General features: G+C 70.5%; 25 protein-coding genes. 18 read left to right on the forward strand and 7 right to left on the reverse strand.

Annotation, left to right across the window (positions count from 1 at the left end; genetic code table 11):
• Positions 1–19: 19 nt before the first annotated feature.
• On the forward strand, positions 20–790 hold the full coding sequence (locus tag ACFRMN_RS19705; RefSeq protein WP_383021101.1) for a DUF1707 domain-containing protein: 771 nt from the start codon (positions 20–22) through the stop codon (positions 788–790).
• 115 nt (positions 791–905) lie between these two features.
• Here the strand turns inward: ACFRMN_RS19705 and ACFRMN_RS19710 are convergent, their stop codons facing one another.
• A complete protein-coding gene (locus tag ACFRMN_RS19710; protein WP_383021104.1) occupies positions 906–2,237 on the reverse strand; it encodes an SGNH/GDSL hydrolase family protein in 1,332 nt (443 codons plus the stop codon).
• A gap of 222 nt (positions 2,238–2,459) precedes the next feature.
• Between ACFRMN_RS19710 and ACFRMN_RS19715 the strand changes: the two genes are divergently transcribed.
• The 3 genes from ACFRMN_RS19715 (at position 2,460) to ACFRMN_RS19725 (ending at position 5,508) form a co-directional block, all read left to right on the forward strand.
• Positions 2,460–3,950 carry a DUF445 domain-containing protein gene (locus ACFRMN_RS19715; protein WP_383021106.1) on the forward strand — a complete coding sequence of 497 codons (1,491 nt, stop codon included), beginning with the start codon at positions 2,460–2,462 and terminating at the stop codon, positions 3,948–3,950.
• A 157-nt stretch (positions 3,951–4,107) separates the two neighbouring features.
• The gene (locus tag ACFRMN_RS19720; RefSeq protein WP_383021109.1) at positions 4,108–4,971 is read left to right on the forward strand and encodes an alpha/beta fold hydrolase; all 864 of its coding nucleotides are present in this window, start codon (positions 4,108–4,110) and stop codon (positions 4,969–4,971) included.
• A gap of 87 nt (positions 4,972–5,058) precedes the next feature.
• The gene (locus tag ACFRMN_RS19725) at positions 5,059–5,508 is read left to right on the forward strand and encodes a hypothetical protein (protein WP_383021111.1); all 450 of its coding nucleotides are present in this window, start codon (positions 5,059–5,061) and stop codon (positions 5,506–5,508) included.
• On the opposite strand, the gene ACFRMN_RS19730 is transcribed toward ACFRMN_RS19725, so the two are convergent.
• Complete coding sequence (locus tag ACFRMN_RS19730) at positions 5,505–5,702, reverse strand: DUF397 domain-containing protein (RefSeq protein WP_383021113.1); 198 nt, start codon at positions 5,700–5,702, stop codon at positions 5,505–5,507. The genes ACFRMN_RS19725 and ACFRMN_RS19730 overlap by 4 nt on opposite strands.
• On the reverse strand, positions 5,702–6,547 hold the full coding sequence (locus tag ACFRMN_RS19735) for a helix-turn-helix domain-containing protein (RefSeq protein ID WP_383021116.1): 846 nt from the start codon (positions 6,545–6,547) through the stop codon (positions 5,702–5,704). Before ACFRMN_RS19735 ends, ACFRMN_RS19730 begins: the two co-directional genes overlap by 1 nt.
• 154 nt (positions 6,548–6,701) lie before the next feature.
• Here ACFRMN_RS19735 and ACFRMN_RS19740 point away from each other — a divergent pair, with 154 nt between their 5' ends.
• Entirely contained in the window at positions 6,702–7,409 is a 708-nt protein-coding gene (locus ACFRMN_RS19740) for an ATP-binding protein (RefSeq protein WP_383021118.1), read from the forward strand.
• Positions 7,410–7,476: 67 nt separating this feature from the next.
• Here ACFRMN_RS19740 and ACFRMN_RS19745 read toward each other — a convergent pair whose 3' ends face one another.
• A complete protein-coding gene (locus ACFRMN_RS19745) occupies positions 7,477–8,403 on the reverse strand; it encodes a YDG/SRA domain-containing protein (protein ID WP_383021121.1) in 927 nt (308 codons plus the stop codon).
• A gap of 174 nt (positions 8,404–8,577) precedes the next feature.
• Entirely contained in the window at positions 8,578–9,582 is a 1,005-nt protein-coding gene (locus ACFRMN_RS19750) for an SEC-C metal-binding domain-containing protein (RefSeq protein WP_383021124.1), read from the reverse strand.
• A 73-nt stretch (positions 9,583–9,655) separates the two neighbouring features.
• Between ACFRMN_RS19750 and ACFRMN_RS19755 the strand changes: the two genes are divergently transcribed.
• The 5 genes from ACFRMN_RS19755 (at position 9,656) to ACFRMN_RS19775 (ending at position 13,834) form a co-directional block, all read left to right on the forward strand.
• Positions 9,656–9,868, forward strand: coding sequence for a DUF3311 domain-containing protein (locus ACFRMN_RS19755; protein ID WP_383021126.1), 213 nt, complete (start codon positions 9,656–9,658; stop codon positions 9,866–9,868).
• Positions 9,865–11,457 (forward strand): sodium:solute symporter, encoded by a 1,593-nt coding sequence (locus ACFRMN_RS19760; RefSeq protein ID WP_383021129.1) that lies wholly within the window; start codon positions 9,865–9,867, stop codon positions 11,455–11,457. The genes ACFRMN_RS19755 and ACFRMN_RS19760 overlap by 4 nt, the downstream gene beginning before the upstream one ends.
• A 179-nt stretch (positions 11,458–11,636) precedes the next feature.
• Entirely contained in the window at positions 11,637–11,954 is a 318-nt protein-coding gene (locus tag ACFRMN_RS19765; RefSeq protein ID WP_383021132.1) for a DUF6412 domain-containing protein, read from the forward strand.
• A gap of 132 nt (positions 11,955–12,086) precedes the next feature.
• Positions 12,087–12,845 (forward strand): YidC/Oxa1 family membrane protein insertase, encoded by a 759-nt coding sequence (locus ACFRMN_RS19770; protein WP_383021135.1) that lies wholly within the window; start codon positions 12,087–12,089, stop codon positions 12,843–12,845.
• A 128-nt stretch (positions 12,846–12,973) separates the two neighbouring features.
• On the forward strand, positions 12,974–13,834 hold the full coding sequence (locus ACFRMN_RS19775) for a fumarylacetoacetate hydrolase family protein (RefSeq protein ID WP_383021137.1): 861 nt from the start codon (positions 12,974–12,976) through the stop codon (positions 13,832–13,834).
• Positions 13,835–13,975: 141 nt separating this feature from the next.
• Here the strand turns inward: ACFRMN_RS19775 and ACFRMN_RS19780 are convergent, their stop codons facing one another.
• Together ACFRMN_RS19780 and ACFRMN_RS19785 are read right to left on the reverse strand one after the other, a co-directional pair.
• Entirely contained in the window at positions 13,976–14,452 is a 477-nt protein-coding gene (locus tag ACFRMN_RS19780) for a heme-degrading domain-containing protein (RefSeq protein WP_383021140.1), read from the reverse strand.
• Positions 14,449–15,540 carry a Gfo/Idh/MocA family oxidoreductase gene (locus tag ACFRMN_RS19785; protein ID WP_383021143.1) on the reverse strand — a complete coding sequence of 364 codons (1,092 nt, stop codon included), beginning with the start codon at positions 15,538–15,540 and terminating at the stop codon, positions 14,449–14,451. The genes ACFRMN_RS19780 and ACFRMN_RS19785 overlap by 4 nt, the downstream gene beginning before the upstream one ends.
• A gap of 200 nt (positions 15,541–15,740) precedes the next feature.
• Between ACFRMN_RS19785 and ACFRMN_RS19790 the strand changes: the two genes are divergently transcribed.
• The 8 genes from ACFRMN_RS19790 (at position 15,741) to ACFRMN_RS19825 (ending at position 23,972) form a co-directional block, all read left to right on the forward strand.
• On the forward strand, positions 15,741–16,937 hold the full coding sequence (locus ACFRMN_RS19790; RefSeq protein WP_383021422.1) for an ROK family protein: 1,197 nt from the start codon (positions 15,741–15,743) through the stop codon (positions 16,935–16,937).
• A 206-nt stretch (positions 16,938–17,143) separates the two neighbouring features.
• A complete protein-coding gene (locus tag ACFRMN_RS19795) occupies positions 17,144–18,091 on the forward strand; it encodes a hypothetical protein (protein ID WP_383021145.1) in 948 nt (315 codons plus the stop codon).
• A gap of 37 nt (positions 18,092–18,128) precedes the next feature.
• Positions 18,129–18,896 (forward strand): GntR family transcriptional regulator, encoded by a 768-nt coding sequence (locus ACFRMN_RS19800; RefSeq protein ID WP_383021148.1) that lies wholly within the window; start codon positions 18,129–18,131, stop codon positions 18,894–18,896.
• Positions 18,897–19,166: 270 nt separating this feature from the next.
• Positions 19,167–20,288 (forward strand): TIGR03364 family FAD-dependent oxidoreductase, encoded by a 1,122-nt coding sequence (locus ACFRMN_RS19805; RefSeq protein ID WP_383021150.1) that lies wholly within the window; start codon positions 19,167–19,169, stop codon positions 20,286–20,288.
• A 29-nt stretch (positions 20,289–20,317) separates the two neighbouring features.
• Positions 20,318–21,049 (forward strand): phosphonatase-like hydrolase, encoded by a 732-nt coding sequence (locus ACFRMN_RS19810; RefSeq protein ID WP_383021424.1) that lies wholly within the window; start codon positions 20,318–20,320, stop codon positions 21,047–21,049.
• On the forward strand, positions 21,049–22,278 hold the full coding sequence (locus tag ACFRMN_RS19815; protein WP_383021153.1) for an ABC transporter ATP-binding protein: 1,230 nt from the start codon (positions 21,049–21,051) through the stop codon (positions 22,276–22,278). Before ACFRMN_RS19810 ends, ACFRMN_RS19815 begins: the two co-directional genes overlap by 1 nt.
• Positions 22,271–23,188 (forward strand): 2-aminoethylphosphonate ABC transporter permease subunit, encoded by a 918-nt coding sequence (locus ACFRMN_RS19820; protein ID WP_383021156.1) that lies wholly within the window; start codon positions 22,271–22,273, stop codon positions 23,186–23,188. Before ACFRMN_RS19815 ends, ACFRMN_RS19820 begins: the two co-directional genes overlap by 8 nt.
• A complete protein-coding gene (locus ACFRMN_RS19825; RefSeq protein ID WP_383021158.1) occupies positions 23,175–23,972 on the forward strand; it encodes an ABC transporter permease in 798 nt (265 codons plus the stop codon). The genes ACFRMN_RS19820 and ACFRMN_RS19825 overlap by 14 nt, the downstream gene beginning before the upstream one ends.
• Positions 23,973–23,979 lie beyond the last annotated feature (7 nt).

The raw sequence follows: 23,979 nt of genomic DNA on the forward strand, positions 1-23,979 counted from the left end.
CGTTGACTAGTCTGCTCGTATGACGAGTGACCGGCCTGACCCGCCGACCTACCCGCGCCCTGATGCGCGCGCCGATACGGGTGCCGATACGCGCGCCTCCGACGCCGAGCGGGAGCGGGTCGCGGAGCGGCTGCGCGAGGCCGTGGCCGAGGGCCGGCTCGATATGGAGGAGTTCGACGAGCGCCTGGAGGCGGCCTTCAAGGCGCGCACCCATGGCGAGTTGGCGCCACTGGTACGGGACCTCCCCGCGCCGGGGACGACGACGGACGTGGCGCTCGCACCCGACACGTCCGTGGCCGGGCGCGGCGTGAGCGGCGCGGCCGGCGCGGGCGACATGAGCACCTGGCAGAGCCGGATCGGCCGGGAGACGGCCACTTCGAAGGGCGCCTTCGCGTTCTGGGGCGGATTCCGCCGTAAGGGGACGTGGACGGTGGGCCGTAAGTTCACGGCCGTCGTCTTCCAGGCGGGCGGCGAGGTCGATCTGCGCGAGGCGCGGTTCGAGGACCGCGATGTGGTGATCCGCTGCGTCACGATCATGGGCGGGGTGCACGTGACCGTACCGCCGGACATGGACGTCCAGGTCAGGGGCTTCGGGCTGATGGGCGGCTTCGGCGAGGTGGGCGAGGGCGCGGCGAGCCCGGGGTCGCCGCGGGTGATCGTCACGGGCTTCGCGCTGATGGGCGGGGTCGGGGTGGAGCGCAAGGTGCGGGAGTCGGAGAAGCGCCGGCTCAAGGAGGAGCGCAAGCGCCAGAAGCTGGAGAAGAAGGCGGACCGCAAGGAACTGGACTGACCGCGGGGAACTGGACTGACGGCAAGGGCGTGGTGACGGCTTTCGCCGGCGCGTATCGCCTTTAGCGCCCGCGGACCGCATCGCCACGGCGGGGCGGCGGGGCGCCGGGGCGCTGTCACAGCTGGGCCGGGGCCCGGTCCTCCAGTAGCAAGGGGCTCAGGTAACGGCCCATCACCCGGTACCCGGCGTCGCTCGGGTGCAGCCCGTCGCCCGAGTCGTACACCGGCCTGATCCGGTCGGGCGCGTACGGATCGCGTACCGCCTTGTCGAAGTCCACGACCTCGTCGAAGACCCGGCCCGAGCGGATCTCCTCGTTGACCCGGTCGCGTACGGACTCGGTGGTGGCGTTGTACCCGCCGTGCGCGCCGAACGGTGTCAGCGTCGACCCGATCACGCGCAGCCCGCGCGCCTTCGCCCGCTGGGCGAGTTCGCGCAGCCCGGCGGTGATCCTGGCGGGGTCGGTCTCGCGGCCCCGCAGGATGTCATTGATGCCGAGGTCGATGACGACGACCTTGGCACCGGCCCGGCCGAGTACGTCGCGCTGGAAGCGGGCGAGCCCGCTCGCGCCGTTGCGCAGCGCCGACGCGTCACTCAGGACGCGGTTTCCGCCGATGCCCGCGTTGAGTACGCCGATGTGCTGGTCGCGCAGGCGCGCGGCGAGCACATCGGGCCAGCGGCGGTTCGCGTCGTAGCCGGAGCCGACCCCGTCGGTGATCGAGTCACCGAAGGCGACGACCGCCCCCCGCGTCTCGCGGTTGAGGACATCGACGGCGGTGAGATAGCGCCAGACCCTGCGCGACGGGGCGTACGCGGTCGCGTCGAGGTCGCGCGTACGGTCGCCGTCGGCGAGATACGAGGTCTGGAGCGCGTGCCGGTGATACGTGACGGGCCCGCCGGCGCGCGGGGTATGGAGCGTGACCAGCAGATCGCTGTCGTACGGCACCCGTAGCGCCACGGGATCGCTGACGATCTGCCCGCCGGGCGGTACGGTCACGGCGGCCCGGCGGCCGAAGGTCAGCTGCCGCATGGTCCCGGCGACCGCCTCGGGGGCGCCCCCGCCCTCGCCGACCGCGACCGAGGCGGTACCTATCAGCAGCGGGGTGGGGCTGTAGAGGTTGGAGAGGGTGATCCGGACCTTGGTGCCGCCGATGCTGGTGTGTACGACGTTACGGATGGAGCGCCCGGGATAACCGACCGGCGCCCCCGGCTCGGCGCCCGCCGGAGCGGCGGCCCAGGTACCGGTCCAGTTGTCGGCGAAGGCGGGCGCGGCCGTCCCCACGGAGGCGCGCCCGCGCGTACGGGGATCCCCGGAGCCATCGGCCGGGCCGCCCGCGTCCGCGCGCGAGCCGCTGTCCAGCAGTCCGTACCCGGTGATGATGACGCCGCACACCAGCGCCACCACCGCGACCAGCGCCCCGAGCAGGGCAAATCCACGATGTCCGGTCATAGCCCCCGAGTCCCCCCGTGTCTCCCTCATCACCACGTACAGAACTACGTACAGGACACATCATCCGACATCGCGCGGGAACTCGACGTGCGCCCCGGGAGTACGTCAGGCAGGGACAATGCGGTAGGGGCCGTGCGCGGGGCACGAGAACGGGAGCATGGAGCGTTGAGCGGAGTGCGTTGAGCACGGCGCTTACGCGGACGGGTGGATCGGGTGGAGCGGATGGAACGTACAGATCCGGAGAGAGCGGTGGAGGGCAGCGGCGGCGTCAGCGGTGACGGCGTCGGCGGTAGCGGTGGCGTCAGCGGCGATGGCGGTAGCGGTGGCGGCGCGGGCCTTCCTGGCGGGGCCGGCGGGGCGGGGGGATCCGGGACGTCGGGTGGGTCCGGTGGGCCTGGCGGGTCCGGCGCCCCTCGGCCGTCCGGGACCGGAAAGCGTTCGGCGCTCCCCGCCTTCGCCTATACGGCCGCCGACGCGGAGAAGCTGCGCGGCGTCCGCCGGATGAAGACCACCGCCACCGGTCTGCTGCTGCTGGTTGCCCTGGTCTATGTGCTCGCCACCTGGGCGAAGAACTCCGGCCTGGGCGGCTGGGCCGGCTTCGTCGCCGCGGCGGCCGAGGCGGGCATGGTGGGCGCGCTGGCCGACTGGTTCGCGGTGACGGCACTCTTCCGGCACCCGCTCGGTCTGCCCATCCCGCACACCGCGATCATCCCGAACAAGAAGGACCAGCTGGGCACGTCGCTCGGCGCGTTCGTCGGGGAGAACTTCCTCTCGGCCGAGGTCGTACGGAACCGGCTGAGAGCTCTCGGTATCGGCCGCCGGCTCGGCACCTGGCTCGCGGAGCCCGACCACGCGGACCGGGTCACCGCCGAGCTGTCCACGGCGCTGCGCGGCGCGCTGACCGTCCTGCGGGACTCGGACGTCCAGGCGGTCGTCGGCGAGGCGATCACCCGGCGCGCGGACGCGGTGGAGATCGCGCCGGGGCTCGGCAAGACCCTGGACACGGTCGTCGCCGACGGCGCCCACCACCGTGCGGTCGATCTGATCTGCGCCCGCGCCCACGACTGGCTGGTGGAGCACGGGGACTCGGTCATGGACGCGGTCCAGGGCGGGGCGCCGGGCTGGACGCCGCGCTTCGTGGACCGGAGGATCGGCGACCGCGTCTACAAGGAACTGCTGCGCTTCATCACCGAGATGCGCGACATGCCGGACCACCCGGCGCGCGGCGCCATCGACCGCTTCCTGCGGGACTTCGCCGCGGACCTCCAATCGGACACGGACACCCGCGCCCGGGTCGAGCGGCTGAAGTCGGAGCTGCTTGCCCGCCCCGAGGTGCAGGACATCATCGCCTCGGCCTGGGCCTCCGTACGGGCCATGATCATGTCGGCGGCTGAGGACGACCGGAGCGAACTGCGCCTGCGGGCGCGGGCCTCGCTGCTCTCCCTGGGCTCGCGACTGGCGACGGACGCCCGGCTCCAGGGGAAGCTGGACGGCTGGATCGAGGACGCGGCGGCGTATGTCGTCTCCACGTACCGCGGCGAGATCACGTCCCTGATCTCGGACACGGTCGCGAGCTGGGACGCCGCCGACACCTCCAAGAAGATCGAGGCGCATATCGGCCGCGACCTTCAGTTCATCCGCATCAACGGCACGGTGGTGGGCGCGCTGGCGGGCCTGCTGATCTATACGGTGTCCCACCTGCTGGGGGCGTGACGAAGCGCTGGGCACGGGAAGGGCGCTGGGCGCGTGATCCGGACCCTGTCGTCCGTTCACGCGCCCAGCCACCATGGGGGAGTTGCCGTTGAGTACGGAGGGCGGGGTGGGACCGTTCAACGGAACCGGAAAGCGTCTCCATGGGACCTTCGACGCCATGGCGCATACGACGAGAACGGTGCGGAGTGACGACGGCGTACGGCTGACGTGTGTCGACCACGGCGATGACCACGGAAGGAACCACGGCGGTGACGATGGGGCGGGCCCGGGGCGGCCGGTACTCCTGCTCCACGGCTTGGCGGGCCACGCCGCCGAATGGGACCCGCTCGTACGGCTGCTCCGGCCCGCGCACCGCGTGGTCGCGTACGACGCGCGCGGCCACGGCGCGAGCGAACGCCGCCCGGCGGACGTCTCGCGCGCGGCGCACGTACGGGACGTGCTGGCGGTGACCGAACACCACGCGCTGGACCGGCCTGTCCTCGTGGGCCAGTCCCTGGGCGGTCATACGGCCATGCTCGCCGCCGCCGCTCACCCGGACCTGTTCAGCGCCCTGGTACTGATCGAGGCGGGACCCAAGGGCCCCAACCCTGAGCTGCCCGCGCTGATCGGCGGCTGGCTGGATTCGTGGCCGGTGCCGTTCACGTCCACCGACGCGGCGACCGCGTTCTTCGGCGGCGGTCCGGCCGGCCGCGCGTGGGCGGCGGGCCTGGCGGAACACCCGGACGGCCTGCGTCCGCGTGTCGACCGGGAGGTGATGGTCGCCTGCGTCGCGGAGAACGCCCGCCGCTCGTTCTGGGAGGAGTGGTCGAGGGTGCGCTGCCCGACGCTCGTCGTGCGCGGCGAGTCGGGCTCGATGCCGGAGGCGGAAGCCACGGAGATGGGGGTTCGCCGTCCGGGGACGGAGGTACGAGTCGTCCCCTCCGCGGCTCACGATGTCCATCTGGACCAGCCGGGGGCGCTGCACGAGGCGATCGAGGCGTTTCTGGGCCGGTGTGACGACCAGTGTGACGATATGCCTTGAACGCTTGAACGCTACGGAGGACGCAAGAGATCGTCACAGTCCGCCGACGCGTGTCCACTCCGGGCCCGGCGTGGGCACGGAACCCCCATGCCCCGAACCACCGCCGCCGACGCCTCCCACGCCCTCCGCAACCCGGCGGTACGCACCGCCCTGGAAGAACTCCGCGCCGGCATCCGCTCCATCGCCGAGGCCCAGGCCCGGGACACCCTCCGCACCGCCGGCCTCCCGGACGCCCTCTGGAACCCAACCCTCCTCACCTCGAAGGGCACCTTCCTGGCCAAGCCCGACGCCTACTGGCCCTTCGCGGGGGTGGCTCTGGAAGTCGACTCGGAGGAATACCACCTGGGCGCGGCCCAATACCGCGCCACCCTCCGCCGCCGCCTGCTCATGGAGTCCCACGGCATCGACGTCACCAGCGCGGCCCCGGCCCTGATCCGCGACCACCCCGAAGAACTGGTAGCGGCGATCCGCACCAAACTCCGCCTGGCCAACTCCTGCCCGGACCGCCCGAACATCATCATCCGCCCCTACCTCTAGCCCCCCAATTCCCCTTCCCTCACCCCCAGAACAAACCGCCCCCAAGCCACCCCACGAAAGACGATCCTGCCCCCACCGGGATCCTTCGAGTCCCGCACGGCCGAACCATCAACCAGTTCCGCGACCTCGACGCACTCTGTGCCGCTCCCGCCGCTGTACGACGACTTGATCCAACAGAGGTTTTCGCGATCCATTACAGCTCCTTGCAGACCCGATTCAGGAGCGCGACGGACGCTTCGATGTCCAACGCCTGAGCGCGCAGGTATTCGAACGCCAATTTATAGCGCGCGAGTTCCTGAGGCTTCTCCATGAAGAGGCCGCCGCTCAGAATGTCCACGTACACCACGTCGAGTTCGGGCTTCGCTCCACCGAGGATGACGAAGCTGCCGACAGCGGCGGCATGGGCACCGGCCTCGAACGGCAGTATCTGGAAGGTGATGTGAGGCTCGTGAGCCCGCGCGAGCAGATGACGCAACTGTCCGCGCATGACATCGCGTCCGCCGACCGCCCGCCGCACCACAGCCTCGTCGATGACTGCCCAGATGTGTGGGGGTTCGTCTCTCTCCAGCAGCTCTTGCCTCTTCATGCGAATGTCGACCATGTGGTTGATCTCCTGGTCGGTGCAGCGCATCTCCGAAGCCCGGTGAACCGCCTCCGCGTACGCGCGGGTCTGAAGCAGTCCAGGGACGTACATACAGGCGTAGTGATCCTCTCGAACAACCTCGTCCTCAAGGGTCAGCATGAGGTTCATCGACTCGGGAATGGGATCCGCCAACGAACGCCACCATCCGCGGATCTTGGCCCCCTTGGCCAACTCGACAAGCGTCAGTCGCTCTTCTTCGGAAGCTCCGTACTCACGACAGAGAGCTTCCACAGCAGGCCATTTGACTGATCCTTCCTTGGTCTCGTACCTGCTCAAGGTCGCTTTGGAAATGCCCACCACGGCTCCCGCCTCCTCCAGAGTGAGGCCCTTCCTCTCCCGTAGTCGACGGAGGTCGGCGCCAAGTTGGCGCCTCCGTGTTGTCGGTCCGACTGCCATGGATGTGGCCCTTCTCGTCTGATCTCCTAGAGCGTGCACGGTGCCGTGCACCGCAGGCAACACAGCGTGCGCCGGGGGCGTGCGGCAACCGTCGTGCTCTCAGAAGGCCTAGCTGAGAGTTCCATATTGAGAGTTCCAGTGCCACTCTAAAGACGTGAACGGCCGCGCAAGGTGGTCAACGAGCGACGTGGCAGAGGTGGTTGATGTGAGTGAGTGCCGATTCGGCATCGCCAGGAAGGGATGGGATCTGCCCTTCCTGGCGGAAGCCGAGGAGTTGGCTGGGCTACGGCGCGTCATGCGAGTGCATCTGAACCTGTGGGGTCTGCCAGGGCTGGTCGACACCGCACAGCTGTGTGTGACTGAGTTGGTCACCAACGTCATCACGCACGTCGGCCCGGGGACGCCCACCACCCTGGCCGTATCCATGAACGGCCAACACCTCCGGCTCGAAGTGCGTGACCCGGACACTCGCGCGCTTCCTACGCTCATCTCTGTGACGACTGAGGAGGAGTCGGGCAGAGGCATGGCACTCGTGAACGCCGTCACGGACCGCTGGGGCGTCATCCTGCGCGGAGACTCCAAGGTCACCTGGTGCGAGCTGAACACGGGCCTCCGCTCGGGCTCCGACCACGTAGACGGACCTCAAGTCGTCAAGGCGGAAGCCCTCCTGACGCTCTATGGCTCCCGGGACGCCCTCATGCCGCAGCAGCACGAACGCCTGAGCGTGGCAGTTGCGGAGGAGGCGGCGATCGGCCTGATCGTCGACCTCCTCCACTGGCTCCGCGCCCACGGCCGCGACCCGGACGAGGCCCTGGATCGAGCCCAGGTCCACTACGAGGCAGAACTTGACGAAGCAAGCTGAGCCCCCGTTCAGATGTCCCGGCAGATCGTGGAGCAACCCCACCGTGGTCCTCGGTGTCCCGAGCCCCTTACGTGCGGCGGTCGCTCCAGCGCTCCCGATGCTTCCTAAGGAATTCGACGCCTATTTCATGGGAATTGATGCGCCTCAGCTTCGTGACGAACTCTTGCTTGAGGCTATCAATAACCTCAAATGAATCATTTATGTGAAGAGCTCCACGGTCGAAGCGGGCATGGCAGTTCGGGCAGAGGCATAGGACATTTTGAGTGATGTCCCTCCCGAAATGAGGCTTTCCCAGTGCCTGTATGTGTGCGGCCTCGCTGTACGCCTCGCCAGTCGGTGAAACGACTAGCCGTAGGGCGCATATCTGGCACGTATTGTCGTGAAGGTCCTTGATTTTTCGTGCCACTTTTGAGTCACGCGCGAGGCGGTTTTGAGTGATGTACCGTCGTGCTTGTTCCTCGATATCCGTACTCTTGCCAGCGGCAGGGTCGATCCGCTGACGTGGAACTATCTCGCCAGGGGTGATCTTGAGGAGCTGGAACTGGCAGATGCGGAAACCTTCCTGCCCGAAGGTAATCCAGTGATCTGCGACGCGGTAGAGGCCGCGGTAGCGGTAGCCTCCGGTGGCCCGTTTCCGCGTCGTTCCTTTAATATTTAGGCCCTCAATCACTCGTACAGGGTGACCGAGAGCTTGGGAAACGACCAGCGCGGCGTTACCTTCGTCGGTGAGCGACTGATCTGCGACCATTCGGCCGGTTTCTCGATCGCGTCCACCCTCGCCGGTATACCTAATCTCATCACCCGCGTCGACGTCATCTATATATCCGCCAGATAGGACGATTGAGTCAGCGCCTGTCTTCGCGGTTCCAGATATTCCACGACCACTAAAACGGTGCAAGTTATTGGCGTGAAGCTCGTGGTGTCCCTTGAACCAAGCTCCTTCAACGACACCGTCGGGGGTGCCAAACATGACCTGCTTCGACTCACTCGGCATGGGGAGATGATCTCAAACTGTCAGTCCTATTGGGGCGGTTTGACGTAGATGCGCGGTCACCCAGCGCTCCAACGAGGTGGAACGCACCAAGTGATGGGCATGGCGAGGTACTCCCGGGCATGCCCTGTTCGCGCCCGCGGGGCGGGACGCGCTCGATGGCTTGCACTGCACAGATCAGGCTGAGGGCCCGCCGTGGCAGTTCCTGTAGGGCCTTGTCGATCCGCACCAGCAGGGGGCGTTGCGGGCTGGGGGCCAGGGGGTGGCTCGGCCTCGGGCTGCGAGCGTGGTGGCGTACTGGGGGAGCAGGTCCGTGTTGGAGGGGGACGACTGTTCCGAGGCCGCGAACGCCTCGTACGACGGGACCGTCGCCGTGACGATGCCCAGGTTGGGGGTGCCGGTGGCGGCGAGGTCGCGGAGGGAGGCTTCGAGGTGGGACAGGTGGGTCTCGTGCGAGGGGTACTCGGTGGCCAGGGTCGGGTACGCGGTGAGGAGTTCGGCCAGTTCCGGGGCCGGCCAGTGGAGCATCGCCACCGGGAAGGGGCGGGACAGGGCCGTGCGGTACGAGCCGAGTTCGGCGCGGAGGCGGGTGATCTCGGCCTGGAGTTCGGCGGGGTTGTCGGAGCCCAGGGACCAGAGGCGTTTGGGGTCGTGGAGTTCGTCGAGGGTGACCGAGGCGGGGTTGACGCGGTCCGCCAGGCCGTCCCAGTCGTCGTGGTCCAGGGCCAGCAGGCGGCGGACGCGGTGGCGGCCGATCAGCAGGTTGTGGACCGGGTAGGGGACCTCTTCGCCGGGGGTGAGCAGCGTGTTGAGCGCCGACGTGAAGGTGTCGTGGGCCGCTTCGAGTTCGTCGTGGGACTCCAGGGTCTCGGCGACGATCTCCCAGGGGCCCGGGTCCAGCGGGGCCGCGGTGCGCAGGCCGTCGATGATCGCGCGGGCCTCCGCCTCGTGGCCGTACTCCCAGAGGTTGGCGGCCTGGAGCGCCTTCACCAGATGGGGGTGGTCGGGGGAGGCCGCGAGGAGGGTGTCGTAGAGGCCGGTCGCGCGGTCGCGGTCGCCGGCCAGTTCCAGATGGGCCGCGGCACGGAGGAGCAGGGGCTCGTGATCCTCGGGGTACTGGGCAGCGGTGCGCAGCAGGCGCTCGGCTTCCGTGGTGTGGTCGGCAGGCATGTCGGGGCGCATGACGGACACCGTACTGCCGTGCGGGGCGGGAGCGGAGGGCGGTGGCCGGTCGTGCCTCGTCTAAGGTCCTGACGTGCTCCGACACCGTCCTCATCTGCTCTGGCTGCTGGTTCCCTTCGTGCTGTTCCTGGTGGTGCTGCCCTGGGTGAACCGGGTGGAGCCCGTGATCCTCGGGCTGCCGTTCCTGTCCTTGTGGCTGCTCGGCGCGACGGTGCTGACGCCCGTCGCCGTCGCGCTGGCCTGGCGCGGGGATCAGCGGCTGCGGCGCCGGGAGGGAGCGGAGTGAACGCCACTGTCGCCACCACGATCTTCGCCGTCTTCATGGTCGGGACGGTCGGTCTCGGGCTGCTCGCCGTCCGCCGGCGTACGGGCGGCGGGATCGCCGAGTGGTCCGTCGGGGGACGCAGTCTCGGCGCCGTCTTCATCTGGGTGCTGATGGCCGGTGAGAGCTATACGAGTTTCAGCTATCTCGGCGCCGCGGGCTGGGGCTACAACTACGGAGCCCCTGTCCTCTATGTGGTCGCCTATATGTCCTGCGGCTACGCGGTCGGCTATGTGGTCGGCCCCATGTTGTGGGGCTATGCGCGCCGCCATGATCTTGTGGGGATCACGGACATACTCGCCCACCGCTTCGGACGGCCCTGGCTCGGCGCCCTGACGGCCGTCCTCGCGACCGTTTTCCTGCTGCCGTACATCCAGCTCCAGATCACCGGGATGGGAGTGGTCGTCTCGACCATCTCGTACGGGGCGATAAGCCTCAACTGGGGCTATTTCATTGCCTTCGCGGTGACCACCGGATTTGTGGTGGTGAGCGGGCTGCGGGGGAGCGCCTGGGTCTCGGTGCTCAAGGACGTACTGGTGATCGGCACCTTGGGGTTCCTCGCCGTCTATGTGCCGCTGCACTACTTCGACGGCTACGGGCCGCTCCTCGACCGGCTGGTGGCGCGGAAGGAGGAGTGGCTGACCCTGCCGGGACACGGCGGTGGCGGGGCGGGCGGCAGCGGGCTGGGCACCGCCTGGTTCATCACCACCTCCCTGCTCAACGCGCTCACCGTCGTGATTTTCCCCACCACCGTCGCGGGCTATCTGGGCGCCCGCAGCGCCGACGCGCTGCGCCGCAACGCGATCTGGCTGCCCGCCTACAACGTGCTGCTCTTCATCCCGATGCTGCTCGGCATGGCCGCGCTCTTCGTCGTCCCCGGGCTGACCGGCGCCGACTCCAACCTCGCGCTCTTCCGGCTCGTCGTCGACTCGCTGCCCGCCTGGGCGGTCGGGATCATCGGAGTGGCCGCGGCCCTTTCCTCCATCGTGCCCATGGCCGTGTTCATGCTGGTGATCGGGACGATGTGGGGGCGCAGCGTGCTCTCGCTCGTACCGCGCTGGCGGGCCAGGCAGAAGGGCGCCGCGCAGGTGGTCGTCGTGGCGGCGGGCGCGGGCGCGCTGGTGCTGACGTACGCCGCGCCCAACACGCTCGTACGGCTTTCCCTCATCTCGTACGAGGGGATGGCGCAGCTGCTCCCCATGGTGCTGCTGGGGCTGGTGTGGCGGCGGCTGACTCTGGCGGGCGGGCTGAGCGGCCTCGCGGTGGGGGTGGGGACGGTGTGCGCGCTGGTCTTCACCGGCCACGACCCGGTGTGGGGGGTGAACGCGGGGATCGTCGCGCTCGCCGCGAGTCTTGTCGTCGCCCTGGTGGTGACGTACGTGGGGAGGGCCGACGCCGACCCTCGGCCGGACGTGGATGTGCTCGCGCATGATTCGCTTGATTCCGTCGATTCCGTCGATTCCGTCGATTCCGTCGATTCCGTCGATGGGTCCCATGGGGGCGATGCCATGCCTGCGCCTTCCGGCGGCGCTCCCGCGGCGCCGGCACCGTGAGCCGCCGGGCCTGGGGCCCTGCTCCGGCCCCGCCGGCTCCTTCGGCCACTGGAGACCGATCGTGTATAACGGCTGAAGCGGCGTTTGTCGCAAGAACGCCAAGACACCAAGAACGCCACGAACACCAAGAACCAAGAACGCTCCGACAACCCGGAACGAGAACGAGAAGGGGGCAGGCCATGGTCCACAGAGCGCTGCGGCTGCTGCGCCCCGCCGGGCTGCTGCTCTTCCTCGTCACCGAAGTCCTGCTCCTCGACGCCGGCGGCCTCTCCGCCGCCGTCGCGCTCGCCGCCACCGCCACGGCCGCCGCGGGCTCCGCCCTCGTCGTCTGCGCCCTGATCAGCGCGCGCTCCGTACCCGCTCACCCCCGACACCGGGTACGTACGGCCATCCGCGACCGCGAGCAACGTACCGCCTTCCTGTCCCAGCGGGACCCCGACGCCTCGGGCCGCACCCGGCCCCGAGCACCCGGCCGTCTTCTTCCGACGGCCGCGTAGCAGGGGTACGCAGAGCAGGGACAGGGACAGAGACCGGGACACACGGGACGGTCACCCTCTCCACACCCCCGCGCGGGTCGTCATGCCGAGCTGCATCTCATCCGGCACGACGAGACCCACGGAGGGCTCACCATGTCCGTTTTCGCCAATCTGGTCGGACATCTCGCCAATCTGCTCCAGCCGCTCTTCAGCGCGGGCGCCGCCGCGGCGGCGATCATCCTGTTCACCGCTTGCGTACGGCTGGCGATCCATCCCCTCTCCCGAGCGGCGGCCCGCGGCCAGAAGGCGCGTACCAAACTCGCCCCGCAGATCGCCGAACTGCGCAAGAAGCACGGCAAGAACCCCGAGCGCATGCAGAAGGCGCTCATGGAACTGCACGCCAAGGAGAAGGTCTCACCGCTCTCGGGCTGCCTGCCGAGCCTGCTCCAGATGCCCGCGTTCTTCCTCATGTACCACCTCTTCTCCAACAGCACGATCGGCGGCGAGCGGAACGAACTGCTCGGCCACTCCCTCTTCGCCGCGCCGCTCGGTGACCGCTGGACGGACGCGCTCGCGCACGGCGGCGTGCTGGGCGGCGCGGGGCTGGTGTACCTGGGCCTCTTCGCGATCGTCGCCGGGGTCGCCACCTTCAACTTCCGCCGGACGAAGATCCAGATGGCGCACGCTCCCGCGATGCCGGCGGGGCCCGACGGGCAGCAGATGCCGGGCATGGGCGCGATGACGAAGATGATGCCCCTGCTGTCCTTCGCGACGCTCTTCACCGTCGCCGTGGTGCCGCTGGCCGCCGCGCTGTACGTGGTGACGAGTACGACGTGGACGGCGGCCGAACGCTACTTCCTCTACCGGGACATGTATCCGGCGGGCGGCGCACTGGCCGCCGCCACCCCCTGACATGGCGGTCGGGCGGTCCAGGGTGTGAACTGGGTCTTGCAGAGTGATCGGATGTCTTGGAGGATCGGCCAATCCCCTCCGATGGCCGCATCCATCGGCCGGGTCATGTTCGACCAGAGGAGACAGACATGAAGCTGCTGCGTGTCGGTACGGCGGGGGCCGAGCGCCCCGCGCTGCTTGACCAGGACGGGACGACCCTCAGGGACCTGTCCGGGCTGGTCACGGACATCGACGGCGCGCTGCTCGCCGATGACGCCGCGCTGGACCGGATCCGGGCGGCCGCCGCGTCGGGCGAACTGCCCGTACTCGACGGACCCGGGCCGCGCGTCGGACCGCCGCTCGCCCGGATCGGCAAAATCGTGTGCATCGGGCTGAACTACCACGACCACGCGGCGGAGACCGGAGCGGAGATTCCGGCCGAGCCGATCATCTTCTTCAAGGCTCCGGACACCGTGGTCGGCCCCGACGACACCGTCCTCGTGCCCCGGGGCAGCGTCAAGACCGACTGGGAGGTGGAACTCGCGGTCGTCATCGGCCGTACCGCCCGCTATCTGGACTCCGTGGAGGAGGGGCTGGCGCATGTCGCCGGGTACGCCATCTCGAACGACGTCTCCGAGCGCGAGTTCCAGATCGAGCGCGGCGGCACCTGGGACAAGGGCAAGAACTGCGAGACGTTCAACCCGCTGGGCCCCTGGCTGGTGACCGCCGACGAGGTGCCCGACCCGCAGGCCCTGTCGCTCAGGCTCCGCGTCAACGGCGAGCTGAAGCAGGACGGTACGACCGCCGAGCAGATCTTCGGGGTGGGCGAAGTCGTGCGGTACGTCAGCCAGTTCATGACGCTGTACCCGGGCGATGTCATCAACACCGGGACGCCCGCCGGGGTGGCGTTGGGCAAGCCGGAGCCCAAGCCGTATCTGCGCGCGGGTGATGTGGTGGAGCTGGAGATCGAGGGACTGGGGCGGCAGCGCCAGGAGTTCAAGGACGCGTGACGCGAGGCGGCCGGGGTACGGAACGGGAACGGCTCGCCCGTTCCGTACCCACTCCCACGCGCGCCCACGCACACCCGCTCCTCAGCCGCGCGCACCCGCTCCCGCTCCTCAGCCGCGCGCACCCACTCCCGCTCCCACTCCTCAGCCGCGCAGTCGCTCCAGTGCCCGCACCACCATGGCGTGGTCCTCGGCCTGCGGCAGGCCCGAGACCGTGACCGTACCGATGACGCCCGCCCCCTCCACCGCGATCGGGAACGAGCCGCCGTGCGCCGCGTACAGATCCGGGTCGAGGCGGGAGGACTCCTCGAAAGTGGTGCCCTTGGCGCGGAAGCGCGCGCCCACGAGGAACGAGCTGGCGCCGTACCGCTCCACGACCCGGCGCTTGCGGTCGATCCACGCGTCGTTGTCCGCCGTCGAGCCCGGCAGGGCGCAGTGGAACAGCTGCTGCGCGCCCCGGCGGATGTCGATCGCCACCGGCGCGCTCCGCTCGCGCGCCAGCTCGACCAGCAGCCCGCCCAGCGCCCACGCGTCGTCGTAGGTGAAGTGACGCAGGATCAGCCGGGCTTCCTGCGCTTCGAGTTCGGCCACGGTGGGGGCCGTGGGGACGGCGTCACTCATGACCGGACCTCCAGCGCGACCACGATGCCCTCGCGGGCCGAGCGCCGCGCCGCTTCCAGTACGTCGAGCGCCGCCGCCGCCTCGTGCGCCGTCACCGGCGGCGCGGTGCCCTCGCGCAGCGCGGTGGCGATCCCCGCGTAGTACGCCGGATAGTCGCCCGGCTCGGTCTCCACAGGGTGGCCCCCGCCCGTCAGCGGCGACTCCCCGGCCCCGATCCGGCCCCACAGCGACTCGGGCTCCGTGCCCCAGCCCGGCCCTCTGCCGGGCCGCCTGCCCTCGCGGAGATCCGCCTCCTGGGGGTCGAGTCCGTACTTCACATAGCCGGCCTCCGAGCCGAGCACCCGGAAGCGCGGGCCCAGTTGGGCGGTGGTGGCACTGGCGTAGAGGTGGGAGCGCACGCCGTTCGCGTGCGTGATCGCGATAAAGGTGTCGTCGTCGGCCTCGGCGCCGGGGCGGCGTACGTCCGCCTCCGCGTACACCCGTACCGCCGGTCCGAACAGCACCAGCGCCTGGTCGACGACATGGCTCCCGAGGTCGTACAGCAGACCTCCGATCTCCTCCGCCGCGCCCGACTCGCGCCAGCCGCCCTTGAGCTGCGGGCGCCACCGCTCGAAGCGGGACTCGAAGCGCTGTACGGCGCCCAGCTCGCCGGCCGCGACGAGACGGCTGAGGGTGAGGAAGTCATTGTCCCAGCGGCGGTTCTGGAAGACGGAGAGCAGCAGTCCGCGCTCCTCGGCGAGCGCGGCCAGCTCACGTGCCTCGGCCGCGCTGCCCGCTATCGGCTTGTCCACGACGACCGGCAGACCGGCCTTGAGCGCGGCTGTCGCGATCGGGACATGGGTCTTGTTGGGGGAGGCGATGACGATGAGGTCGAGGCTGTCCGCCCGCTGCCACAGCTCGTCCGGCGAGGCCGCGAACCGTACGCCGGGGAATTCGGCGCGCGCCTGCTCGCGGCGCTCCTGGCTGGAGGTGACGACCGTGTCGAGTACGAGCCCGTCGGTGGCGGCGATCAGCGGGGCGTGGAAGACGGAGCCCGCGAGGCCGTAGCCCACGAGTCCGACGCGCAGAGGGGTGCCGGTACCAGTCATGCGTCCACTTAAGCAACGGTGTTTCCAAAGTGCAAGCAGGAGTGACAATGGCAGATGTGACGGATGTGAACAGAGGGCACGGCAGAGGGAACGGTCACGGTGGAGGGAACGGGAACGGGAGCGGGAACGGGGCCGGGGCCGGGACCGTGAACGGGAGCGGGAGCGGGAGCGGCAGAGAGAGCGCGGGCGCCAATCTGCCGATGCTGCGCGGCCACAACGCGGCGCTGGTGCTCGACCTGCTGCGTACGGCGGGCGAGGGCGGGATCAGCCGGCTGGAACTGGCCGAGCGCACCGGCCTCACCCCGCAGGCGGTCAGCAAGATCACGGCGCGGCTGCGTGCGGAGGGCATGGCGGCGGAGGCCGGGCGCCGCGCCTCCACGGGCGGCAAGCCGCGGACCGTACTGCGGCTCGTCCCCTCGGCCGCGTACGCCGTGGGCCTGCATCTGGACCGCGACGAACTGACGGCGGTCCTGGTCGACCTGGCCGGCACACCGGTGGCGGTACGCAGGGCCCCGCTCGACCTCGGGGCGGGGGCGGAGCGGGTGATCGAGGCGGCGGCGGTACAGGTGGACGCGGTACGGGCGGAGGCCGGGCGCGTCGGGGCCGGACGAGTCGGGGGCGAGCGCGTCGGGGCCGGGCGCGCCGGGGGCGGCGCGGGGCCCGGCGCAGGACTCGGCGTCGGGGAACCGCTCGGCGTCACGGATCCGCTCCGTGTCGCGGATCCGCTCGGTGTCGGGGATCTGCTCGGTGTCGGCGTCGCGATGCCCGGGCCGCTCGATCACGCCACCGGCGTACCCCGGCGCGTCACCGGCTTTCCGCAGTGGGACGGTTTCCCGCTGCGCGACGCCCTCGCCGCCCGCCTCCAACTCCCCGTCGTCCTCGACAAGGACACCAACGCCGCCGCCCTCGGACTCGCGCTGCGCGGGCCCGGCGACTCGTTCGCGTATCTCCATCTCGGTACGGGGCTGGGGGCCGGGCTCGTCCTCGGCGGCACGCTCCACCGCGGCGTACGCACCGGCGCGGGCGAGTTCGGCCACCAGGTCATCCAGCTCGACGGGCCCTTGTGCGAGTGCGGAAACCGCGGCTGTATCGAGGCGCTCTGTCTGGCGGCGGTGGCCCGCGGCGATCTGGCGGAGGCCGCGCGGGTGCTCGGCGCCGGAGCGGCGAACCTCGTCGGGCTGCTCGACATCGACCGCGTACTGCTCGGCGGCCGGACGATCGCCGCGCACGAGGAGCGCTTCGTACGGGGAGTGGCCGCCGCCGTCGCCGAACGCTCCCGGTGCGCGGGCATCCCCGTAGCGGCGGCCCAAGGAGGAGCGCACCCGGTCGCGGAGGGCGCCGCGCAGCTGGTCCTGGCGCCGGTGTTCCGGCACCGCCGGAGTGCGGAACTGGGTTGATCTAGTTCATTTGTTCGATGCGTCAGCCATTTGGGGGTACAGCGTTCGGGCCGGACCTCCGGCGCATGGCAGCGTCAGGGATGCGGGGCCCGGACTCGTTCGTCCAGGGGCCGCCGACCGGGCCGACCGGGCCGACCGGCCGGGCAGTTGCCCCGACCGTCACGCGATCAGCAAAGGCCGTGCGACTCATGCGACCCAAGCCGTTTATGCGACCCAAGCCGTCCCCTCTCCGCAAGCCTCCCGCGAGGCTCCGGCGCACCCTCGCCCTCGGGGTCACCGCGGCCACCGCGATCGCGCCGATCGCGGCGCCCGTGCTGCCCGCGTTCACCCAGGAAGCACGGGCCGAGCAGGCGACGGCTGCCCGGACGGCCTTCGCCGGTGCGCGTGAGTCCCCGCGGTCGACGCGTGAGTCCCCGCGTGAGACGTCGCGCGGGCCGATGCGTGAGCCCAGCTGCGGCGATGTCTCCGATCGTGACTTCCCGATCGAGGCCCGTATCCATGGCGGGCCCGCCGGTTTCCGGCCCGGTGGCGGCCCGGGGGCCTGGTTCCTCGATCTGACCAACACCACGGACGCGGACTGCCGGTACATCCATCCCGTGGTCGTCCTCGCCGACCGGGACCGGACACTGGCCGTCTCCCAGGTCACGCTCCAGTTCAGGCCGGCGACGTCCGGCGACGGAGGGCGGTGGCGCACGCTGTCGCTGGAGAAGACCGACGAGGACGAGATCGTCGGTGTCCTCGCCGATGGCTTTCCGGGCTTCGTCGTCCCGGGGGGCCGGACCGTGACCGTCAGCGCGCGGCTCGCCTTCGCCGCGGGCACGCGCCCGAACAGGGTCGTGATGAGCGCCGCGACCGTGCAGCGCCGTGGTGGTGACAGTGACTGGGTGGGGGAGTCCAACGTGTACGGCTTCGCCGTCGGCGCGGGCGGGGTGAACGGCGACAAGGTGAACGGCGAAAAGGTGATCGGCGACGACAAGGAGAAGGGCCAGAAGGAGAAGGGCCACAAGGAGAAGAAGGCAGAGGCGCCGCCCGAACTCGCCCGCGCCGGAGCCGGCAACGACCCCATCGCCCGTATCGCCGCCTCCCTGACCCTGCTCACGGCCGGAATCGTGCTGGTCGTCGGCGTACGGCGGCTGCGGACCGGGCGCCCCTGACCGGCCGGGTCCGCGCGCACCGTGCGAACATCCCCCAGTGGACTACCCGAACGACCAGGCACCAGGCGCCCCCGTCCGCTCCGGCATCCCGGAGCACGGCCGCATCCCCAAGTACTACGCGGTGAAGGCGCGGGTCGCCGCCCTGATCGAGGAGCTGGGCGAAGGGGGGCTGCTGCCCACCGAGCGCGATCTCGCCGTACGGTACGAGGTCTCCCGCGAGACCGTGCGCCAAGCCCTGCGCGAACTCCTGCTGGAGGGCCGGCTGCGCAGACAGGGCCGGGGAACGGTCGTCGCGGGCCCCAAGCTGGAGCAGCCGCTCTCGCTCGCCAGCTATACCGAGGGCGTACGCAGGCAGGGCCGCCGGCCGGGCCGCAGCCTCATCTCCCTCGACCGCTTCCCCTGCCCGCCCGCGCTGGCCGCCGAGACGGGGGTGGCGCGCGGCGAGCCGGTCTGGCACATGGAGCGGGTGCTGCTGGCCGACGACGAGCGGGTCGGGCTGGAGAGCACCTATGTCTCCGTCGCCCGAGCGCCTTCCCTGGACACGGAGTTCGACCCCGACTCGTCCTTCTACGCCTACCTCCGTGACGGGCTCGGCATCTCCTTCGGAGACGCGGACGAACGCATCGAGACGGTGCTCGCCACTCCGCGCGAGGCGCTGCTGATCGGCACTCCGCCGGCCCTGCCCATGCTGCTGATCCACCGCGTCTCGCGCGATACGGAGGGCACCCCGCTGGAGCGCGTACGCACCCTCTTCCGAGGGGACCGCTTCAGCTTCACCACTCACCTGGGCACGGTTCGCGACTGACGCTTCGCGACTGACGGACTCGCGACTGACGGACTCGCGACTGACGGACTCGCGACGTCGGGTCCGCGACGTCGGGTCCGCGACGTCGGACTCGCGACTGACGGTTCGCGACAGCCGGGATCACGACTGGCGACCAGACGCCAGGGCGGTCAGGACTATCTCGTTCGATCACGGGAAGATAACGGGTCTGGTCCAAACTTGAGGGCCCGTTCACCGTTCGGTCGCCGACTGGACGGCTCCGGTCCACCAGCCGCGAGGAGCGTTACCGCCGTGAGAGTCATCGTCGTAGGAGCCGGCGTGGTGGGAACCATGCACGCCTGGCACGCAGTGAACCGCGGCCACGAGGTCGTACAGATCGAGCGCGAGACCGAGGCGCGAGGGGCCTCTCTCCGTAATTTCGGGCAGATTTGGGTCAGTGGCCGCGCGGGCGGCGAGGAGCTGGAGACGGCGCTGCGGGCCCGCGAGCTGTGGGAGGACATCGGCCGCCGCGTCCCTGACCTCGGCTTCCGGGCCAACGGTTCGCTGACACCGGTACGTACCGAGCTGGAGCTCGCTGTCGCCGAGGCGGCGGCCTCCCGCCCCGACGCCGCCGCCCGCGGCTACCGCCTGCTCACCCCCGCCGAGGCGCGGACGGTCAACCCGGCGCTCCGGGGCGACTTCACGGCCGCTCTGTGGTGCGAGCGGGACGCGGCCGTCGAGCCGCGTACGGCCCAACTCGCCCTCAAGCGGGAGCTGCTGGCCTCCGGGCGGTACACCTACCTCGGCGGGCGCGAGGTCCGCGAGGTCGTCGGTGAGCACGCAGTCCGCGACGACCACGGCGAGACGCACACCGGCGACGCCGTCATCCTCTGTACGGGCGCCGCGCTGAGCGGGCTCGTCCGCGAGCTGGTGCCCGATCTGCCCGTGCGCCGTGTGCGCCTGCAGATGATGCAGACCGATCCCCTCGGCGAGGATCTCACCACCTCCGTCGCGGACGCCGACAGCTTCCGCTACTACCCGGCCTACGCGAGCGCGGCGCTCGACGCGCTCAACGCGGGCCAGGCACAGGACCCCGTCGCCGCCGAGCACCGGATGCAACTGCTCATGGTGCAGCGCGTGGACGGTGGGCTGACCATCGGCGACACCCATGAGTACGCGCACCCCTTCGCCTTCGACCTGCTGGACGACCCGTACGCGCATCTCTCGGCCCTCGTCGAGTCGTTCCTCGGCCGGCCGCTGCCGAGGATCAGGCGCCGCTGGGCCGGGGTGTACGCGCAGTGCGTCGACACCAGGCGGGTCGTGCACCGGGAGCGGGTGCGGGACGGGGTGTGGCTGGTGACGGGGCCGGGCGGGCGCGGGATGACCTGCTCGCCCGCCATCGCCGAGACGACCGCGAACGAACTGGACTGGTGAGCAAGGTGAATGAGGCGAGCAAGGTGAACATGCCGAACAAGCCGAACGGGACGGGAAAGCCGGCCGACGGCACCAAGGGCGCGATCGACGCGATCAAGCTGGTCGTGCTGGACATGGCGGGCACCACGGTCGCCGACGGCGGACTCGTCGAGCGCGCCTTCGCGGTCGCGGTGCGCCGGATGGGCGCCGAGCCGGAGTCCATGCTCGCTCATGTGCGCGCCACCATGGGCGAGTCCAAGATCTCCGTCTTCCGGCATCTCTTCGGGGACGAGACGAAGGCCCAGCAGGCGAACACCGCCTTCGAGGCGGCGTACGGGGAGCTGGTCGCCGCCGGGCACATCGCGCCCGTACCCGGTGCGCGCGACGCCATCGAGGAGCTGCGCGCCCAGGGCCGGACGGTAGTGCTGACCACGGGCTTCGCCCGCGTCACCCAGGACGCGATCCTCGACGCCCTGGGCTGGCGGGACCTGGTGGAGCTCACCCTCTGCCCGGCCGACGCGGGCGGGCGCGGGCGTCCGTACCCGGACATGGTGCTCGCGGCCTTCCTGCGTACCCGCGCTGCCGACGGGGTCCGGGAGATCGCGGTCGTGGGGGACACGTCGTACGACATGCTCAGCGGGGTACGGTCCGGCGCGCGGGTCGTCGCGGGGGTGCTCACCGGCGCCCATGACCGGGACGCGCTGGAGGCGAACGGCGCGACGCATGTCCTGACGTCGGTCGCCGGTCTGCCGGCCGCCCTCGCCGCGGCGGAGGCGGAGTGATGACCGGCCGCGTGGTCAGGGACGCCACTCCCGGCGCCGACACCCCTGGCACCTCGCATCCTGGGAGCTCGCACCCCGACACCTCCCACCCCGACGCCTCGCACCCTGGGAGCTCGCACCCCGACACCCTCCACCCCGGCACCTCGCACTCGCCCCAACGCAGTGGCATCCGCTTCGACGGCGTGTCGGTCGCGTACGGCGGGACGACCGTCCTCGACTCCCTCGATCTGACCGTCGAGCCGGGGGAGTTCATGGCGCTCCTCGGCCCCTCCGGCTCCGGCAAGACGACCGCGCTGCGCGCCGTCGCCGGATTCGTCCGGCCGGCCGCCGGGCGGGTGTTCATCGGCGGCCGGGACGTCACCGACCTGCCGCCGTACCGACGCGGCATCGGGATGGTCGTCCAGCAGTACGCGCTCTTCCCGCATCTGCGGGTCGAGGAGAACGTCGCCTTCGGACTCAAGGCGCGGCGGGACCCGAAGGTCCCCAGGAGCGAGATCCCCGGCCGGGTCGCCGAGGCGCTCGGGCTGACCGGTATGGCCGCGTACGCCCGGCGCTACCCGCGTGAACTCTCCGGCGGTCAGCAGCAGCGCGTCGCCATCGCCCGCGCGCTCGCCATCCGCCCCCGGGTGCTGCTCCTCGACGAGCCGCTTTCCGCGCTCGACGCGCGGCTGCGTTCCGGAATGCTCACCGAACTGGCCCGGCTGCACCGCGAGTTGCCGGATGTCTCCGTCCTGTACGTCACCCATGACCAGGTCGAGGCGCTTACTCTGGCGGACCGGATCGCCGTCATGGACCGGGCCCGGCTGACGGACTGCGGCACCCCGCGCGAGCTGTACCGCAGCCCCCGTTCCGAGTTCACGGCGTCGTTCGTCGGCAACGCGAATCTGCTGCCCGTCACGGTCGGTGCGGCCGGGGTCGGCTTCGCGGGTACGGAGATCGAGGTCGCGACCGGCGACGCGGCGCGGGGTGCCACGGCGACCCTCTGCGTACGCCCGCATCTCGTCGGTCTCGGCGCCGGGCCCAACGCCCTGCGCGGCACGGTCGCCGAGGTGCAGTGGCGCGGCTCCACCCACAGGTTGTACGTGGAGGTGGCGGGCCACCGGCTCAAGGCGGACGTACGGGAACTGCGCGAGCCCCCGGCCCTCGGCGACGAGGTGACCGTGCACTTCGCGCCCGAGGACGCGGTGCTGCTGCCCGCGGGCGCGGGGATCGGTGGCCCCGATGTCTAGTGCCGTGTCCGGTGAGGTGGCGGAGCGGCGGTCCGTACGGCCACCCGGGACGGGGAAGGACCCCGAAACGCGGGAGACCCGTGGGGCCCGGCGCGACCGGAGGCTTCTCTGGGCCCTGCCTCCCGTCGCCGCCCTCGCTGTCTTCTTCCTCTATCCGCTCGCCCTGGTCGTGCGGCAGTCCTTCTCACCCGACACGGGCGGCACCTCGATCGAGCCGTACACCGAGGTCTTCGCCTCCGCGGCCTTCCGCGAAGCGCTCACCACCACGGTCTGGCTGGCGGTCGGTTCGACCGCCGGATGTCTGGTCCTCGGCTTCGCACTCGCCCTCGTCATCGCCTTCGTACCGTTCCCCGGCAGCCGGGCGGTCGCCCGCTTCATCGATGTCTTCCTCTCCTTCCCGTCCTTCCTGATCACGCTCGCGCTGCTGTTCATCTACGGCACGGTCGGCATGGTCAACGGCGCCTGGACGGACGTCACCGGCGCCGCGTCCGGGCCGGTGCGGTTTCTGACCACTCCCTGGGGCGTGCTCCTCGCGGAGATCACGTACTTCACGCCCTTCGTGATGCGCCCGCTGCTCGCCGCCTTCTCCCAACTCGACACCGCGCAGATCGAAGTGGCGTCCTCGCTGGGCGCCCGGCCGGCCAGGATCGTGCGGCGGGTGATCCTGCCCGAGGCGCTGCCCGCGCTGGCCGCCGGCGGCAGTCTCGTCCTCGTCCTCTGCCTCAACGAGTTCGGCATCGTGCTCTTCACCGGCGCCAAGGGCGTCACGACCCTGCCGACGCTCATCTACAGCAAGGCGATCCTCGAATCCGACTATCCGGCCGCCTGCGTGGTCGCCGTCGTCAATGTCGCGCTCTCCGTCGGGCTGTACGCCGTCTACCGAATGGTGGCTCGCCGTGCTGGTGCATAGCCGTACGGGACGATGGGCCGCCTGGGGCGGCTTCCTCGTCCTCTTCCTTCCGCTCTTCGCGCTGCCGCTGCTCGTCGTGGTCGCCGCGTCGTTCTCCACCAACTGGTCGGGCGCGCTGCCCTCCGGGCCGACCGCCGGGCACTACAGCGCCGCCGTACGCGGGGAATCCCTCCAGGCCCTGCTGACCAGCCTGATCACGGCCGTCACCGCCAGTCTGCTTGCGCTGACCATAGGGACCTGGGCCGCGCTGGCCGGAGCCGCGCTCGAAAGGCGCGGACGTCGCGCCCTCGAAGCGCTGTTCATGCTGCCCGTCGCCGTGCCGTCAGTGGTCGTGGGGCTCGCCGTACTGGTCGCGTTCAGCCAACCGCCGCTGCTGCTCAACGGCACGCGCTGGATCGTCATCCTGGCGCACACCGTGCTGGTCACGGCGTTCGCCCATCAGTCGGTGTCGGCGGCCGTCCGGCGGCTCGACCCGATGTACGAACAGGCGGCGGCGTCGCTCGGTGCCCGCCCCTCGTATGTGCTGTGGCGGGTGCGGATCCCGCTCCTGCTGCCGTCGCTCAACGCGGCCGCCGGCCTCTGCTTCGCCCTGTCCATGGGCGAGTTGAGCGCCACGATGATGCTCTATCCGCCCGACTGGATGCCGCTGCCGGTACGGATCTTCACCGCCACCGACCGCGGCTCCCTCTTCACCGGCTCGGCCGTCGCCGTCGTCCTGATGGGCACGACGCTGCTGGTGCTGCTCGCCCTCTCCCGTATCCGCACCAAAGCCACTTTCCGCTAGGAGAAGA

The organism is Streptomyces sp. NPDC056835, assembly GCF_042789485.1.
Classification (GTDB): Bacteria; Actinomycetota; Actinomycetes; order Streptomycetales; family Streptomycetaceae; genus Streptomyces.